Genomic DNA, 16,371 nt, shown 5'->3' with positions numbered 1-16,371 from the left:
ACGCGCCGCTCAGTAGTGCGGCGGTGGCGGCTCGTCGGAGGGTGCGCCGCCCGTCTGATCATCGCGCGCGCTGAGCGCGGAGCTGATCCAGGCGCGGACCTTGGCGAGTTCCTCGCGCAACGCGTCGATCTCGGTCTGCTGACGGGTGACCACCGCGTTGAGCTGCTTGAGGTCGTCTTCCTGGTAGGTCAGGCGCAGCTGCAGCTCGGTGATGGCTTCGTCCTGGGGTGTGATCTCGGTCATAGGTAGAGCAGGATGGTGAAGTAGTGACTGATGCTGCCGGCGAGCACGAACAGGTGCCAGATGCCGTGGCACCAGGGGAAGCGATCGTCGAGGACGTAGAAGATCACGCCCACGGTATAGAAGAGCCCCCCGGCGAGCAGCCACCAGAAACCGGCCGCCGGTAGCGCCGCGATCAGCGGGTCGAGCGCGAACACCACCAGCCAGCCCATCGCCAGATAGATCAGGATCGGCAGCACCCGTGCGCCCTTGCGCGGCAGCGATTCGAGGATCATGCCGATCACCGCCAGCCCCCAGACCGCGCTGAACAGCCACCAACCGACGCTGCCCTGCAGTGCGAGCAGGGTGAAGGGCGTATAGGTCCCCGCGATCAGCAGATAGATCGCATGATGATCGAGCATGCGGAAGATCTGCTTGGCGCGTCCGCGCAGGCTGTGGTAGAGGGTCGAGAACAGATAGAGCAGGAACAGCGTGACCCCATAGATGGTCAGGCTCGAGATCCGTACCGCGCCGCCCTCGGTGCTGGCGAGGGTGATCATCACGGTGACCCCGATCAGGGCGAGCACCGCGCCCACCAGATGTGTGATGCTGTTGAAGCGTTCTCCTGCGTACACGATTCACCCTTAACTGTGGCGCTGATGACCTCGCGAGATGCGTGGTCGTTGCGATGAGACATGGTTCGACACCACCCCCGCGGCCGCGCCTGGACGTGGAGTGTGACGGGCCGAGGAGGGAGTGGCTGAGTGCGACTGCATTATTACACAGCCGGCCGCGGATGCCAGACCGTGCGGGCAGCCGCCAGCGGTTAGCTACCAGCCGCCAGCCGCCAGCCGCCAGCCGCCAGCCGGGAGGGATTGAACCGCGAAGCCGCGAAGGACGCGAAGGGAAAGCTAACAGCGTCCAGCCGCCAGCCACCAGTGGGCGTTCTTCTTCCCGCCGTCGCCGCAGGACACCAGCCGCTGCCGCCATCATGGATGTCATTCCCCCCCACTGGCGACTGGACGCGGAGAGGGCCCCAGCAGTGGCCAGCTCCCAGCTCCCAGCTCCCAGCTCCCAGCTCCCAGTGGACGTTCTTCCTCCCGCCGTCGCCGCTGGACATCAACCGCGCCGCCATCATCGACGCCGACCCTCCCCACTGGTGGCTGTCGGCTGGTGGCTGGACGCTGAAAGAGCCCCAGCAGTGGCTAGTCCCCAGCCACCAGTGGGCGTTCTTCTTCCCGCCGTCGCCGCAGGACACCAGCCGCTGCCGCCATCATCCGCGCCAACCCTCCCCACTGGCGGCTGTCGGCTGGTGGCTGGACGCTGAGCGCCACCAGCTTCCGTTGGGCGTTCTTCGACGCCGCGCAACATCGAATCCCTTTGCGTCCTTCGCGCCTTCGCGGTTCAATCCCCCTGGTAGCTGGTAGCTGGTAGCTGGTAGCTGGTAGCTGGTAGCTGGTAGCTGGTAGCTGGTAGCTGGTAGCTGGTAGCTGGTAGCTGGTAGCTGGTAGCGGTAACGAGGTGGTCATGACCGAGTCATCGGATCAACAGGACGGCGAGGGCTGGCGCGCGCGCTGGCGGCGTGTTCGCGAGGTGTTGCTCGACCCCCGGGTCGACGAGGCGGCGCTCGAGCGCACCCTGGCCGCGGCGCGCGAGCGCCATCCGCCGCCGGTGGTGTGGCTGGTGGGCAAGACCCAGTCGGGCAAGAGTTCGATCGTGCGCACGCTCACCGCGAGCAGCGCCGCCGAGGTCGGCGACGGCTTCCGTCCCTGCACCAGGACCGCGCGGCTCTACGACTTCCCCGCCGAGCTGCCGCTGGTGCGCTTCCTCGACACCCGCGGGCTCGGCGAGATCGACTACGACCCGGCCGAGGACATCCGCTTCTGCGAGTCGCAGTCGCACCTGCTGCTGGCGGTGATGAAGGTCGCCGATCCCGATCAGCAGGCGGTGCACGCGGTGTTGCGCGAGGTCCGTCGGCGCCACCCCGAGTGGCCGGTGGTGGTCGCCCAGACCGGGTTGCACGAACTCTATGCGCGGGTCACCGATCCGCACCCGACACCCTATCGGTTCGACCACGACCCCTGGCCGATGGACCTGCCGAACGATCTGGTCCGGGCGCTGCGCGCCCAGCGCGACGCGCTCGGCGAGCTGCCGGGGACGGCCGAGGTGCGTTGGGTGGCGATCGATCTGACCCTGCCGGAGGACGGCTTCGCGCCACCGGACTACGGTATCGAGGCGCTGTGGTCGGCACTCGACGGGGTCTCCAGTCTGCGTCTGACCGAGCTGCTGCGGGCCGATCCCGAGGTGCGCGACCTGTTCGCGCGCAGCGCCCATCCGCACATCGTCGGCTATGCCCTGACCGCGGCCGGGGTCGGTGCGCTGCCGGCGGTCGACCTGGTCGGGGTGCCGGCGATCCAGGCCAAGCTGTTGCAGAGCCTCGCTGCGCTCTACGGCCAGCCCTGGTCGCGGCGCGAGATCAGCGAATTCCTCGGCCTGCTCGGCATCGGCGTGGGCGCGGCCTATGCCACTCATGCCGCCGGGCGCGCCCTGGTCAAGCTGGTGCCCGGGCTCGGCCAGACGCTCGGCGCGCTGTGGGGGGCGAGCGCGAGCGGCGCCACCACCTATGCCCTGGGCAAGGCCGCCGGGGCCTATTTCAACGATCGTCGTCACGGCGTCGAGACCCAGGCGCGGGCGCTGCGCGCGCGCTTCGCCGCCGAGCTCGAGCGCGGACGGGCGCTGGTCGGTCGGGGGCGGCGATGAATCCGCTGTTGCGCTGGGTGGGGCGCTGGCGCGCGCTGGCGCTGGCGTTCTGGGCGCTGCCGCCGCTGGCGTTGCTGCTCGCCGGTGGCTGGTGGCTCTATCAGCAGGGCATGGTGTTCTACTGGCTGCTCGGCGGGGCGCTCTGCGTGCTGCTCGGGCACGGGCTGATGCTGCTCGCGGCGCGGCGCGAGCGCGCCTGTCTGGACGCGGCCCACACCGGGCCCGACCCCGACTGGACCCCGGGCGGAGTCGACGCCTGGGCGGTGGTCGAGCAGCAGCTCGCCGAGCTGCGCCCGGAGGACTGGCCGCTGGGCGAGGGGATGCGTCTGGGGCTGCTCGGCCAGCAGACCCTGGAGCGGGTCGCCCGTCACTTCCACCCCGAGGTCGAGCAGCCGCTGCTCGAGCTGACCCTGCCGCATGCCCTGTTGGTGATCGAGCGCGCCAGCCACGACCTGCGTCTCAGCGTGACCGAGCAGATCCCCTTCAGCCACACCCTCACCCTCGGCATGCTGGCGCGGCTCTATCGCTGGAAGGGCTTCGCCGAGCGTCTCTACGGGCTCTATCGCGCCGGGCGCTGGGTGGCCAGTCCGACCAGCGCGTTGCTCGCCGAGGCGCTGTCGCGGCTACGCAGCCGCGGCTATGCGCTGGCGCGCGACGAGCTCTATGCCTGGGTGCTGCGCGAGTACGTGCGCAAGGTCGGTTATTACGCCATCGCCCTCTACAGCGGTCGGCTCTCGCTCGACGAGACGCCGGGTGCGGCGCCGCCGCGCCTCGATGAATCGGCGCGCGACCTCGACCGGTCCGAGCGCGAGTCCGAGGCCGACGAGCCGCTGCGCATCCTGGTGCTCGGGCGCGCCAACGCCGGCAAGTCGAGTCTGATCAATGCGCTCTTCGGCAGCCTGCGTCTGGCCACCGACGCCTTGCCCGGCACCACCCGGGAGCCGACCCCGCTGCGTCTCGAACGCGACGGTCTGGCGCTGGGGTTGGTGCTCGACACCCCGGGGCTGGAGCAGCTCGACGACGCGGCGCTGCACGCCGCGGCCGACACCGCCGACATGCTGCTGTGGGTGAGCCCGGCGCACCGCCCCGATCGCGCCACCGAACGCGCGCGACTCGATGCCCTGCGCGCCCATCTCGCCGCGCGTCCCGAGCGTCCGGCGCCGCCGCTGCTGCTGGTGCTCTCGCACATCGATCGGTTGCGCCCGGTGCGCGAGTGGGCGCCGCCTTATGATCTCAACAGCGCCGCTCGTCCCAAGGCGGCCAACATCCGCGCCGCGCTCGAGCACGCGAGCACCGATCTCGCCGTGCCGCTGCCCGATGCCGTCCCGGTGGCGCTGCTGCCCGAGACGGCCTACAACGTCGATGACGCACTGTGGTCGGCCCTGCTCGGGCGGCTCGATCGCGCCAGCCGCGCGCGGCTGCTGCGGGTGCGCGGCGCGCGCCAGGGCGGGGAGGATTGGCGCCTGCTGCGCCGCCAGCTCGCCAACGCCGGGCGTATCCTGTTGCGCTGGCCGGGTGGCGGGCGCGACTGAGCCGGCCTCAGCCCGGCGGCAGCAGGATCTCCAACCGCTCGGCCCCGGCCCGCCCGGCGAAGAACTCAATGTCCTCGGCGATGGCACGCCAGCACTCCGGCTCGATCCGCGCGAGCGGGCCGGTGGCGGTGGCGCGGTAGTGCAACCGCCCGTCGCGCAGCGTGATGTCGATGCCGAGCTGCACCGCGGCGGCGGGGGCCCTCGCCGGTCTGAGCGCGAGTCTGAGCGCGCAGGCATTGGTCGCCAGCCGTGGCGCCAGGGTCTCGACCTGTGCCAGGCGGCAGCCGGGCTCGGCGCTGCGCAGGCGTAGCGCGTGGGCGAGTTCGCGCTCGCAGAAACGCTGCATCGCCCGCTCGATCCCGTGCACCCGACGCTGGGCCTCGTGTACCCGCCAGGGTGCCGCGCGCTCGTCGCGGAGTTGCTCGCGCAGCACCCGACGCAGCCGGTCGAAGGCCTTGGGCTGGGTGCCGCTGTGGATCCCCCGACGCAGCATCGCGCGCATGTTCTCGCCGTGCTCGCCGATCACCGCCGGCTCGATCCCCGGGCGCAGGGCCGGCCCCGAGCGCGGGTGGTTGGCGGCATAGATCTTCCAGTTCTCCTTCAGCTCCCAGACCAGGAAGCCGGCCAGCCCCGGCAGCAGCAGCACGGTGAGGGTGGCGAAGGGGTAGGCGATGAGCTTCGGCAACACCGACTCGGTGAGCGCCACCAGCACCCCGGTGATCGCCGGCAGGAAGGGTAGCAGCAGCTTGTGGGCGATGGTGACCAGCGGGAAGTGCTTGATCGGGTTGACCTGAGGCTCGACCAGCACGGTGACGTAGAACTGGATCAGTGACTGCATCAGGTTCCACAGCGGCGCCAGCAGCGACTTGAGCAGCAGCTCGGGCAGCGACTCGGCGAGATGGTGGCTGAGCAGTTCCTCGATGCGATGCAGCCCCTGCTGGAAGCGCCGGGTGAACTCCTTGAAGAAGTCGAGCAGGGCCTTGACCAGCCCGATCACCAGGGTCTGGTTGACGCGGCGCAGAAAGCCGCCGAGCGCGCTCACCGTCTGATCGACCAGCCGCCGCCCGAGCGGGGTGTTGTTGATCAGGATGCCGAGGGTGAAGGCCAGCCCGAACAAGGGTGCACCGGGCTCGATGGCAAGCCCCTCGACCAGGCCGGCCAGCCCGATCAGCGGCAGCAGCGCCAGGGTGCCGGTGAGCAGCGGGCGCAGCAGGTTGTGGTCGAGCGCGCGGATGGCGCGGGTGGCGAGCAGGTTGGCCATCGGGCGCCAGCGCAGCAGCCGTCGCACCCCGTCGAACAGCAACAGTCGCAGCAGGGTGCCGAGCCCCTGCCAGAGGGCGATGAAGAACCGCCGGCCAATGCGGGTGTAGACGCCGAGGTTGACCATCAGTGCCACCAGGGCGACCAGCCACAGCGGTGCCAGCTCGGGGTGGCTCTCGGGCGGGACGAGCAGGCCGACGAGCAGGTCGAGGGTCTTGAGACCGAGGAAGGCCAGCCCGAAGGGCAGCAGCAGGTGGCGCATCGCCAGGCGTCCGCCGGGGGTGCCGAAGAGCGGCGCACTGAGCTGTTGCAGGCCCTTGATATAGAGTTCGCCGGGCTTGTAGAGGCCGGGCAGGGCGCGGGCGGCGGCGCGGTCGAAGCGCGCCAGACGATCGCCGCCGAGCAACTCGCGAGGACCGGGGTCGGGCAGGCGCAGGGTGTTGCGCGCGACGATGTCGCGCACATCGGTGAAACGCAGGTGGCGGCGGTGCTCGATGACATCGAGCAGCTCGCAGAGGAGCTTGTGCGCGGCGACCCGCTGACGGTGGTCGTCGGGGGTGAAGCCGGCCTCGTCGAGGATCCGCACGAGATGGGGGCGCAACTGGGTCTGCAATCGCTCGCTGTGACGCGCCGAGAGGGTGCGCAGCGGCGCGGCGCAGCGCTCGACCTCGGCCACCGTCCAGCCGATGCCGTCGAGTCTCGCCAGCCCGGTGTCGAGCGCGTGCAACGCCTTCAGCGTCGACTGGAAGGGGAGGATCTGGCGCAAGGGCTGGCGTCCGCCGCTCAATATCCAGCGCAAGGGCCGCAGTCGATAGTAGGTGGCGCGGCCCTCGTGCAGCACCTGCTCGAGCATCCGCAGCTGTGCCCGGGCGGCGCGGCAGCTGGCACCGTGGCGGTCCTCCTCGATCAGCCGGGCGATCAGCGCGCGCAGCGCCTGGGCCTCGCCCGGCGGCAGCTTCCAGCGCACCGCGATGAGGTCACCGAGTGCCTGGCGGGCGCGATCGATGCGGCGCGCGATGATCCGGGCGATCTGCTCGGCATCGGGCGCGCAGGGCTGGCCCATGCGCTGGAACAGCCGCTCGGCGTTGACCAGTTGCCACAGGGTCAGCGCATAGCGGTCGTTGAGTTCGGCGCGCTGGGCCATGCGGATGGCATGCCGGAACAGCATCAGGTAGGGCGCCATCAGCACCGCCGGCAGCCCGCGGGTGCGCCGCTCGAGACGCAGCCCGAGGGCGAGCAGCGCGGCGAGCAGTGGACCCAGGGCGTTGAGCAGCCAGTCGCGCAGGCGCTGGTTCCAGCGCTGTCGGGGCAGCTGCGAGCCCTGATGGAGCGCGGCCAGGCAGGCCGAGTGCAAGGTGGCGGTGCGCGCGGGCGGCGCGCTGGCCGGTGTCGCCGGGGTCCGCGGCGCGGGCGGTGGCAGCGGGGCGCATACCCTCAGCCCCGGGTCGCCGGTGCCATAGGGCAGGGCGGTGGGCAGTGGCAGTTGGCGCGGCGCCTCGCCACAGGCGCGATCGGGGCGGGTGCGCGCGAGCAGCGCCGTGAGCCGGTCGCCGTCGGGGTCGAGATCGAGGGTCGCGAGCCAGGCATCGAGCGCCGCCCAGTCGGCGATCGCCGGGAACAGGAAGCCGCGCGTCCCCGGGGCGAAGCGGTGGAGCCGGACGAGCAGGGCGACGAAGGCGCGGCAGACGAGCGGGTCGGCGATGCCCTGGGGGATCAGCCCGTCGCGCCCCAGCACCTCGCGGATCTCGGCGAAGGCGCCGGCGCCGATCAGCTCGATGAGCGTGGCGGTGGCGCGGGTCGGCACCTGCTCGCCGGCGAGCTGCCAGGCGCGCGCCACCTCGGCCTCGAAGCGCCGGCCCCAGTAGTCGCGCAGCAGCCGCACGAACCCGGCACGGTCGAATCGCTGCTCGGGCGGGATCGGCAGCAGGATCACCTCGGCGGGCAGGTCGAGGCCCTCGATCACCGCCAGCGCCTCGGGGTTCTCGGTCTCGAGCCCGTGGAGGAAGTCGGCGCAGGGCATCAGCGCATAGATCGGCTCGGGGATGGAGCCTTCGTAGCCATGGGGACCGAGCTGCTTGGCCACCAGCCGCTCGATGGCGCGGGGGTGGAAGAGGAACACGCCTTCGGTGGGGCGGAGGACGCGGGAGCGGAAGGCGCGGGCGGTGCCGTCGTCGTCGGTGGGTTGCGACACGGTTGAGGTCATGCGCTCGGGGTGGAATGTTGACGGGAACGGCGCCGGATTCGACCGGCCGCCGTTCCGATGGTTCGCGCCGGGACGCCGATCAGCCTCGCACCGGTCCCTGGAGAATGCCCTGTTCGCCCTCGCTCTTGGCGATCAGCACCGCGCCGCAGGAGTCGCCGAAGACGTTCACCGAGGTGCGCATCATGTCGAGGATGCGGTCGACGGCGAGGATCAGACCGATGCCCTCGAGCGGCAGGCCGACGGCGGCGAGGATGATCGAGATCGCCACCAGGCTCGCCGCCGGGATCCCGGCCACCCCGATCGAGGTGGTCAGCGCCAGCAGCACCACGGTGATCTGGGTGGCGAGCCCGAGTTCGATGCCGTAGGCCTGGGCGATGAAGATGACCGCCACGCACTCGTAGAGCGCGGTGCCGTCCATGTTGACGGTGGCGCCGAGCGGCAGCACGAAGCTGGTGGTGCGGTTGGACACCCCGGCGTTCTTCTCCAGCGACTCCATGGTCAGCGGCAGGGTGGCCGAGGAAGAGGCGGTGGAGAAGGCGGTGAGCAGCGCGGCGCTCATCGCCTGATAGTGACGCAACGGGTTGAAGCCGGCGAGCAGCAGCAACAGCGGCAGGGTGATGAAGAAGTGGATGCCGAGTGCGGCGACCACGGTGAGGAAGAACAGCGCCAGCGGGCCGAAGACCTCGATCCCCGAGTCGGCGACGGTCTTGGCCACCAGGGCGAAGACCCCGAGCGGGGCGAAGCGCATGATGAGGTCGGTGATCCGCATCATGATCGCGAACATGCCGCTCCAGAAGTCGGATTGGACCTTGGCGTGATCGCCTTCGATGCGGGTGAGATAGTAGCCGTAGAGCAGGCTGAAGAAGATCAGCCCGAGCATCTGGCCGGCACTGGCGGCGGCGACCACGTTGGTCGGGATCATGCGCAGGAAGACCTCGACGATGTCGCCGGCGTCCTTGTCGGCGAACTGCGCCTCGAACCCGGCGCGCTCGGCGCTCAAGCCGAAGACCTCCTGGGCCGAGCCCTCGACCACCCCGGGTTGCAGCAGGTTGACCACGAACAACCCGGCAAGCACCGCCAGCAGGGTGGTGAGCACGTAGTAGCCGATGGTCTTGGCCCCCAGACGCCCGAGATTGCGCGAGCCGCCGATGCCCGAGACGCCGACGATGATGGAGGAGACCACCAGGGGTACAATCAGCATCTTCAGGGCATTTAGGAACAATTGCCCGATGAAGTCGAAGATCGAATAGACGCTGACCCCGAGCAGGGTGGCCTCGCGACCGGCCAGCAGGCCGGCCGCGATGGCCAGGACGAGGGCGATGAGGATCTGCCAGTGGAGCTTGAGTTTGAAAAAGGCCATCGATGCCTCCGGCGTCGATCGGGTTGCCTGCCGGTGCGTCACCTGCGGGGCACCGCATCCCGATCGCTGTTCTAGTGATTAGGTCCTTGGTCAGGCGTTGTTTTTCTTGCGTTTCGGGCGGTCGCGCGCGAGCGGTCCCGAGGGGACGGGTGGGTCGTTTCGCAGTCCCCGTGCGGTGGCGCGTCGATCATCGTCCCAACAATCGATCGCGCACTGACGGTGCGAGTCGCGGTATGTTCGGGGGTTGGACGCCCGAGTCCGCGGCGGAGCCGCTCCCTGGAGCGCGCCCAGCGAGCGGGTACGCGGCGGCGAGCGTCCGATTGATTCCGTCTCGGGAATCGATCAGCATCCCGGTGATGGCCAGTGGATCGCCGTTGGCCGCCACCGGGGGAGATCGTCTGCGTGCGGGATCATAGCATGGCTTCGTCAATGGTCCCGGCCGTGGCGGTGCCGTATGGAAACATCTGGCCGCGGGATGGATATGTCATCCGCGGCGTTCACACTGGAGCGATGACTGTCGACCATGCACTACCGAGTCTTTTATCTGTTCGAACGGGCGGGTGAGGCCGTCTCCTCGGCCAGCGCGGTGGAGATGAGCGCGCGGGCGATTCGCGAGCAGCTGCTACCGCGACTGCAGAGTGAGGACGACTATCTGGGGATCATCGATACCGACGAGAACGTGCTGCAGATCCTCTTCGAGCCCGCCGCATCGCGTTACTGGGTCGAGCTGCCGATCGATGCCGCCAAGGCCTCCTACGGCCGCCACATGGCGCTCGAGGAGCTCGAGGAGCTGATGCAGTGCCTGCCGCAGGTTTTCGACCGCGCGGCCATTCCGGGGCTCGAGTACCGCCCCTGGTGAACAGGGTGCATCATCCGGCGCGACATCGCCCGCCACACGCGGCGGGCGACGTCGGCGCCCATGGTGGGACCGCGCTTGCCGCCCCTGTCCGGTGGTCGCTAAGATAGCCCGGACTGAGGCCGTCACCCCTGCTCGACAAGGACGATGCGCCGTTGGAGAGTCGAGGGTAGCGGCAGACTCGATCTGCTCGTGACCGCCGTGATCTGCTTGCCTGTGCATCCGGCAAGCATGTGGCATCGCGTTGTGTCGTATCTCATCGCTCATACAGATCGCGTCCCCTCCGGATTCCTCCAGATATCCCCAGTCAGGTCCAGGCTCTACAGCCTTTCCCATGTTGCGGACACTGTGCCCATGGCACAGCCGTGCTGTTGCTGTGTGTCGTGGACATCCATGTCGTCGATCAGATGGCATCCGCTGTCCGGTATGGCGGCGTGGTGCACTGTTGCCTCGTAACCACCCGTCTTCGAGAGTCTCCATCCCCTTCCTAGGTCCCTCTGATGTTCCGATCCCTCTCGCTGAAGAAACGTCTACTCCTGATCATCGCCCTGTCCGGCACCCTGTTCCTGGTCATCGGCTTCGGCTCGCTGCAGTGGGTCAAGCAGCGCTTGACCGAGGGCGTGGTGGCCGAGCGCGCCGAAACCCTGCGGCTGGTGCTCGACGAGCGGCTACACGCCAAGGACAACTTTGGGATCGGGACTACGGTGGCCCTGGCGCAGAGTCCGAGCATCATCTCCATCTTCACTGATTCGACCGCTGGAGGTGATGAGTTGACGCGGATCTCGGCGCTCTATCGCGCCACCACCAACTATCGTGGTCTGCGCTTCCAGTTGCGTGATCCCCAGGGGCGACTGATCGTGCGCAGCTGGAATCCCCACGGCATGGACCCTGCCTCAGCGCCCCAACGGCCGCTCGTCGAGCGCAAGCCGCACGCCGAGTTTGAGGTCGGTGAGCTCGGCGTCAACATCCATGCCTTCGCACCGGTGTTCGACGACGAGCGCTATCTGGGCAGCCTGGAGATGATCCAGGGTGTCGGCAGCGTCAGCCGCAACTTCCAGGCCGATGCGCTGCAGTATGTCCTGCTGATCGATGCCGATCGCGCCCGCGCCTTGCCCGCGCTGCGCAGCAATACCGCGGTGGGCGACTGGGTGCTGGCCAACGATCGCTGGTTCAATGCCGAGGCAGTGGCCTTTGCGCGCAGCCTGATCGATGCCGATGGCGCCCTGCCGCAACAGTCCAAATGGGTCACCCCTGACTGGTTCGTGGTCGCCACGCCGGTGCTCGATGCCAACGGCACCCGTATCGGGGTGCACCTGATCGGCGAGCCGCGGACGCGACTCGAGCAGCGGGTGGCGAGCACCACCCTCTTGGCCTGGTTGCTCAACGGTATGTTGCTGGTGCTGCTGCTCGGGCTGGCCGGGGCCATCACCTGGGCGGTGCAGCGCTATGTCGCGCGTCCGATCAAGGGCGCCGTCGATCAGCTCGCGCTGATGGAGGCAGACCTGACGTTGCGTCTCGACATCACCAGCGATGACGAGATCGGTACCCTGTTCGGCGCGCTCAACCGCCACACCGAGACGCTGCACCGGATCATTCAGGAGGTGGCAGGGACCGCCACCGAGCTCGACGAATCGGCGCAGCAGTTGCTCGCCGCCGGTGATCAGACCATCGCGCTGGCGCGCGAGCAGCAGCAGGAGACCGATCATGTCGCCTCGGCGAGCACCGAGATGGCCGCCTCGGCGCGCTCGGTCTCGCAGCATGCCGATGATACCCGCGCCGCGGCCGAGGCCGCCGAACGCCATACCGCCGAGGGCGGCGAGGAGGTGCGCCGCACCACCGCCGCGATCGACCAACTGGCCACGCAGATGCATGAGATGCAGCCGGTGGTCGAACGTCTCGAGCGCGGTAGCGCCGGGATCGGGCAGGTGATCGAGGCGATCGCGGCGATCGCCGAGCAGACCAATCTGCTCGCGCTCAACGCCGCGATCGAGGCGGCGCGTGCCGGCGAGGCCGGGCGCGGTTTTGCGGTGGTCGCCGACGAGGTCCGCAACCTCTCCAACCGCACCCAGGAGTCGACCCGCGAGATCGCGGCCATCGTCGAGGAGCTGCAGCGCGCCGCCCACCAGGTCGCCGAGGCGATCCAGCACAGCAATGGCCAGGCCCAGGACTGCGCCACCCTGGCCGGCCGCGCCGGCGTGGCGCTCGAGGAGATCCGCTCCGGTGTCGGTGGGGTCAACGAGATGGGGCTGCAGATCGCCGCGGCCACGCGTGAGCAGCGCGAGGTGACCGAGAGCATCAGCGCGAGCATGGCGCGGATCCACCAACTCGCCGAGGAGAGTACCCAGGCGATGGAGCACGGTCAGCAGGTCAACGCCACCCTGGTCGAGCGTGCTCAGCGCCTGGAGGCGCTGGTCAAGCGCTTCAGTCTGTAGTCACCGATCCGGCTCAGGGCGCGGCGGCCCCGTCCGGGGTCTCGCGCACCAGCCGGATCGCGCCTTCCTGCTCCTTGCTCATGCGATAACGGCTGCCGGCGAAGAAGCTCACCGCCCAGGCGCGGTCGAGCCCGCCGGTGTCCCCCGAACTGGTCCAGAAGATGATCCCCGGGGTGTTGGGGAAGACCTGCGGGTTGACCGCCGGTCCGGGGTGACAGCGCTCGACGATGGTGGTGAGCTCATCGGCGCGCGGCAGGCGCCAGCCGTCGTCGCGTCGGGCGGCCAGCGCCTCGGCCGCGCGCCACGACCAGCTGCCGGGCCGACCGACGCAGTCGCGCCCGTCCCAGCGCTGGCCGAGCGCGCAGCGCTGCCAGTCGAGCCCGGTGGGCTGATGGCGCACCGCCTGGCCGTCCTCGATCGGGGTGAAATCGGCCGATGGCGTGGTCTGCGCCCGGTTGGGCAGGCAGATCCCGGCGGCGTCGGGGATCTCGGCGGGTTGCGGCGGTTGGGCCAGGAGTGGCGAGGTCAGGGCCAGGGTCGTGACGAGAGGGAGGAGCCGGGTACTGTGGGTCATGGTTCGAGAGGGTACGGCTGAACGGTGGTCTTGCGTCCGTGATGACTATACTATGGAGGCGCGAATGTGGATGCGGTCATTCGTCGCCGGACACGGGAACGACCTGAGTCGAGTCGCCGTGTTCGATCCGGTCCTCTTTTCAAAAGAGGCGGATTGGCCGTTAGCGCCGCACTGGCGCACGTGCCGCGAAACAAGGAGCCCTGACGAACAGACCGTCCTTCATCATGTGCCATGTCGCCCTCAGGCCCGACTCAAGGGTCCCTTTCGTTTCATCCTATCCGCTGCTCGCCGCCGGCGTCGGCGTATCCCGCAGTCCCTTGGCTCTTGGCAGGAACGTCCCCTTTGATCCTGTCCTCGACACACGGAGGTGTCCATCCGTCCGGCATCCACGAGATGACGCCGGACGCCGACCCAGCACATCGCAAGGTTCCGGCTTGAGCTCGGGCGCGTCGCGTGCGCGACGGGATTCCGACGAGAGGTTGTTGCGTGCTTTTGTACGTATGACGTGTCCCCAGATGGGGGACACAGAGACAATCGAATTGGAATATTCTCTCGATGGCTAAGACGATTCTCACCGTGGACGATTCCGCCTCCATCCGCCAGATGGTCTCCTTCACCCTCAAGGAGGCCGGCTACAGTGTGACCGAGGCGGTCGATGGCCAAGACGGTCTCGACAAGGCGCGCGCGAGTCGCTTCGACCTGATCTTCACCGATCAGAACATGCCGCGGATGGACGGGGTGACACTGATCAAGCAGCTGCGTGCCTTGCCGAACTATCGATCGGTCCCGATCCTGATGCTGACCACCGAATCGGGCGATGCGATGAAGAGCCAGGGGCGGGCCGCTGGTGCGACCGGCTGGCTGGTCAAGCCCTTCGACCCGAAGAAGCTTCTGGAGGTCGTGCGCAAGGTGATCGGCTGACACGTCTCCCGGGCGACAAGGATTAAGGGGCGGACATGACCATCGATATGACCCGTTTCTATCAGGTCTTCTTCGACGAGGCCGGCGAGCATCTGGCCGAGATGGAGACCTTGCTGCTGGAGCTGGATATCGAGGCCCCCGATCCGGAGGTGCTCAATGCCATCTTCCGGGCCGCCCACTCGATCAAGGGCGGGGCGGGCACCTTCGGCTTTCACGACGTCGCCCGGGTGACGCACATCCTCGAGACCCTGCTCGACCGTCTGCGCAAGCACGAGCTGGCGCCGACGGTGGAGATGATCGACGCCACCCTCCAGGCCGGGGACCTGCTCAAGGCCCAGCTCGCCGCCCATCAGCGTGGCGAGGAATTCGAGGATCCGCAGATCGCCGAGGTCTGCGCCCGGCTCGAGCAGCTGTCCCAGGGCGGCGCGCTCGAGACCGTCCCCGAGCCGCCCGCTGGCCCCGCTGATCCGTGCGCCTGCTGGCGCCTGGTGTTCGCCGCCGACCTGCTCGGCGCGAGTGGAGACGAGCGCGAGGCCGGGCTGGCCGCGGCGCTCGCCGAACTCGGCGAACTCGAGCGCAATGTCCCCGCCGACGTCCCGGTCGATCGCCTAGCCTGGCGATTGTGCACCGAGGTCGAGCGTGAGGCCATCGTCGAGATCTTCGATTTTCTCTGCGATCCCGAGGAGGTCGAGATCACCCGCGAGGAGCAGACCGGCGGGGGCGAGGAGGAGGATGGCTTCGGGTTCTTCGAGGGGGCGCCGGGCAGCGATCGCGGCGCCGATCAGGAGCTCGACGGTTTCGGTCTGTTCGGCGGCAGCCCGGGCATGGATCAGGTCGCCGAGACCGCCGAGCGCGAGCGCGACGAGCAGCAACAGGGGTTCGGCTTCTTCGAGACCGCGCCCGGCGCCCCCGAGGCCGCCCCCCCCGTCGAGGAACCCGCCACGCCGCGCTCACCGCCCGCGGCCGAGGGTGGGGCGGGGAGCAGGCCACCGGCGGGTGGCCGTCGCCAGCCGCAACCGGCCCCGGGCCGTCAGCCCCAGGGCGAGTCCTCGATCCGGGTCAGCGTCGAGAAGGTCGACCAGCTGATCAACCTGGTCGGCGAGCTGGTCATCACCCACGCGATGCTCGCCGAGTCGGCCTCCGCGCTCGATCCGGTCGCCCAGGAACGGATCTTCGACGGTCTGGCCAACCTCGAGCGCAACTCGCGCGACCTGCAGCAGGCGGTGATGTCGATCCGCATGATGCCGATCAGCTTCGTCTTCAATCGCTTCCCCCGGGTGGTGCGCGACACCGCCTCGGCACTCGGGAAGAAGGTCACGCTGAAGCTCATCGGCGAGGACACCGAGCTCGACAAGGGGCTGATCGAGCGTCTTGCCGACCCCCTCAACCACCTGGTTCGCAACAGCATCGATCACGGCATCGAGACCGCCCAGCAGCGCATCGAGCAGGGCAAGCCCGAGACCGGCGAGATCGTGCTCGCGGCCAGTCATCGCGGCGGCAATGTGGTCGTCGAGGTCAGCGACGACGGCGCCGGGCTCGATCGCGAGCGACTGCTCGCCAAGGCCGCCGAACGTGGCGTGGCGCTCCCCGACAACCCCACCGACAAGGAGGTCTGGCAGCTGATCTTCGCCCCCGGGTTCTCGACGGCGAAGGCGGTCACCGACATCTCCGGGCGCGGTGTCGGGATGGATGTGGTGCGCCGTAACATCGAGGCGATGAACGGTCGCGTCGAGATCGACTCCGAGCCGGGGCGCGGCACGCGCATCACCATCCGCCTGCCGCTGACCCTGGCGATCCTCGATGGCATGTCGGTGCGGGTCTGCAACGAGACCTTCATCCTCCCGCTGACGGTGATCCGCGAGTCGATCCGGCCGCAGGCGGGACAATGCAAGACCCTGGCCGGAAAGGGCAAGGTGGTGCACGTCGGCGAGGAATATCTACCGCTCGTCGCCCTGCACCAGATCTTCGGACTGAGCCGTCAGCAGGTCGCCGCCGAGGAGACCATCCTGGTGATCATCGAGTCCAACGAGGGGCGCGCCGCGCTGCAGGTCGACGAGCTGCTCGCCCAGCACCAGGTCGTGATCAAAAGCCTGGAGACCAACTATCGCAAGGTCGAGGGGATCTCCGGGGCGACCATCATGGGCGATGGGCGGGTCGCCATGATTCTCGACGTCGACGCCCTGGTCCGGCTCAGTCGCAAGACGCCCTGACCATCATCCACACCGCATCGGAGGAGTAGGGTCCCGTGGAGGAA

General features: G+C 68.9%; 11 protein-coding genes. 6 read left to right on the top strand and 5 right to left on the bottom strand.

The window, feature by feature from the left end; translation table 11 throughout:
• Positions 1-9: 9 nt before the first annotated feature.
• Together ACAM26_RS11220 and ACAM26_RS11215 are read right to left on the bottom strand one after the other, a co-directional pair.
• A complete protein-coding gene (locus ACAM26_RS11220) occupies positions 10-243 on the bottom strand; it encodes a SlyX family protein (RefSeq protein ID WP_123141057.1) in 234 nt (77 codons plus the stop codon).
• Positions 240-854, bottom strand: a complete 615-nt coding sequence (locus ACAM26_RS11215; protein WP_123141056.1) for a hemolysin III family protein — start codon at positions 852-854, stop codon at positions 240-242. Before ACAM26_RS11215 ends, ACAM26_RS11220 begins: the two co-directional genes overlap by 4 nt.
• Positions 855-1,746: 892 nt before the next feature.
• Here ACAM26_RS11215 and ACAM26_RS11210 point away from each other — a divergent pair.
• Together ACAM26_RS11210 and ACAM26_RS11205 are read left to right on the top strand one after the other, a co-directional pair.
• A complete protein-coding gene (locus ACAM26_RS11210) occupies positions 1,747-2,979 on the top strand; it encodes a YcjF family protein (protein ID WP_123141054.1) in 1,233 nt (410 codons plus the stop codon).
• On the top strand, positions 2,976-4,511 hold the full coding sequence (locus tag ACAM26_RS11205; protein ID WP_123142814.1) for a GTPase family protein: 1,536 nt from the start codon (positions 2,976-2,978) through the stop codon (positions 4,509-4,511). The genes ACAM26_RS11210 and ACAM26_RS11205 overlap by 4 nt, the downstream gene beginning before the upstream one ends.
• Before the next feature lie 7 nt (positions 4,512-4,518).
• Here ACAM26_RS11205 and ACAM26_RS11200 read toward each other — a convergent pair whose 3' ends face one another.
• Both ACAM26_RS11200 and ACAM26_RS11195 read right to left on the bottom strand, forming a co-directional pair.
• Positions 4,519-7,962 (bottom strand): sulfite exporter TauE/SafE family protein, encoded by a 3,444-nt coding sequence (locus tag ACAM26_RS11200; protein ID WP_369613670.1) that lies wholly within the window; start codon positions 7,960-7,962, stop codon positions 4,519-4,521.
• A 91-nt stretch (positions 7,963-8,053) separates the two neighbouring features.
• Positions 8,054-9,334: a dicarboxylate/amino acid:cation symporter gene (locus tag ACAM26_RS11195; RefSeq protein ID WP_123142812.1), complete on the bottom strand. Its 1,281-nt coding sequence runs from the start codon at positions 9,332-9,334 to the stop codon at positions 8,054-8,056.
• A 523-nt stretch (positions 9,335-9,857) separates the two neighbouring features.
• Here ACAM26_RS11195 and ACAM26_RS11190 point away from each other — a divergent pair.
• Entirely contained in the window at positions 9,858-10,193 is a 336-nt protein-coding gene (locus ACAM26_RS11190) for a hypothetical protein (protein WP_062274840.1), read from the top strand.
• 497 nt (positions 10,194-10,690) lie between these two features.
• Complete coding sequence (locus ACAM26_RS11185; protein WP_369613669.1) at positions 10,691-12,622, top strand: methyl-accepting chemotaxis protein; 1,932 nt, start codon at positions 10,691-10,693, stop codon at positions 12,620-12,622.
• A gap of 13 nt (positions 12,623-12,635) precedes the next feature.
• Here ACAM26_RS11185 and ACAM26_RS11180 read toward each other — a convergent pair whose 3' ends face one another.
• The gene (locus ACAM26_RS11180) at positions 12,636-13,196 is read right to left on the bottom strand and encodes a DUF1566 domain-containing protein (RefSeq protein ID WP_369613668.1); all 561 of its coding nucleotides are present in this window, start codon (positions 13,194-13,196) and stop codon (positions 12,636-12,638) included.
• Between the two features lie 555 nt (positions 13,197-13,751).
• On the opposite strand from ACAM26_RS11180, the gene ACAM26_RS11175 reads away from it, so the two are divergent.
• Positions 13,752-14,117, top strand: a complete 366-nt coding sequence (locus tag ACAM26_RS11175) for a response regulator (protein ID WP_062274831.1) — start codon at positions 13,752-13,754, stop codon at positions 14,115-14,117.
• A 35-nt stretch (positions 14,118-14,152) separates the two neighbouring features.
• On the top strand, positions 14,153-16,327 hold the full coding sequence (locus ACAM26_RS11170) for a chemotaxis protein CheW (protein WP_123141048.1): 2,175 nt from the start codon (positions 14,153-14,155) through the stop codon (positions 16,325-16,327).
• Positions 16,328-16,371: the final 44 nt, after the last annotated feature.

Source organism: Marichromatium sp. PS1 (assembly GCF_041155115.1).
Classification (GTDB): Bacteria; Pseudomonadota; Gammaproteobacteria; order Chromatiales; family Chromatiaceae; genus Marichromatium; species Marichromatium gracile.
Note: the sequence above shows the minus strand (reverse complement) of the source record. Positions and strands in the feature narration are given on the sequence as shown.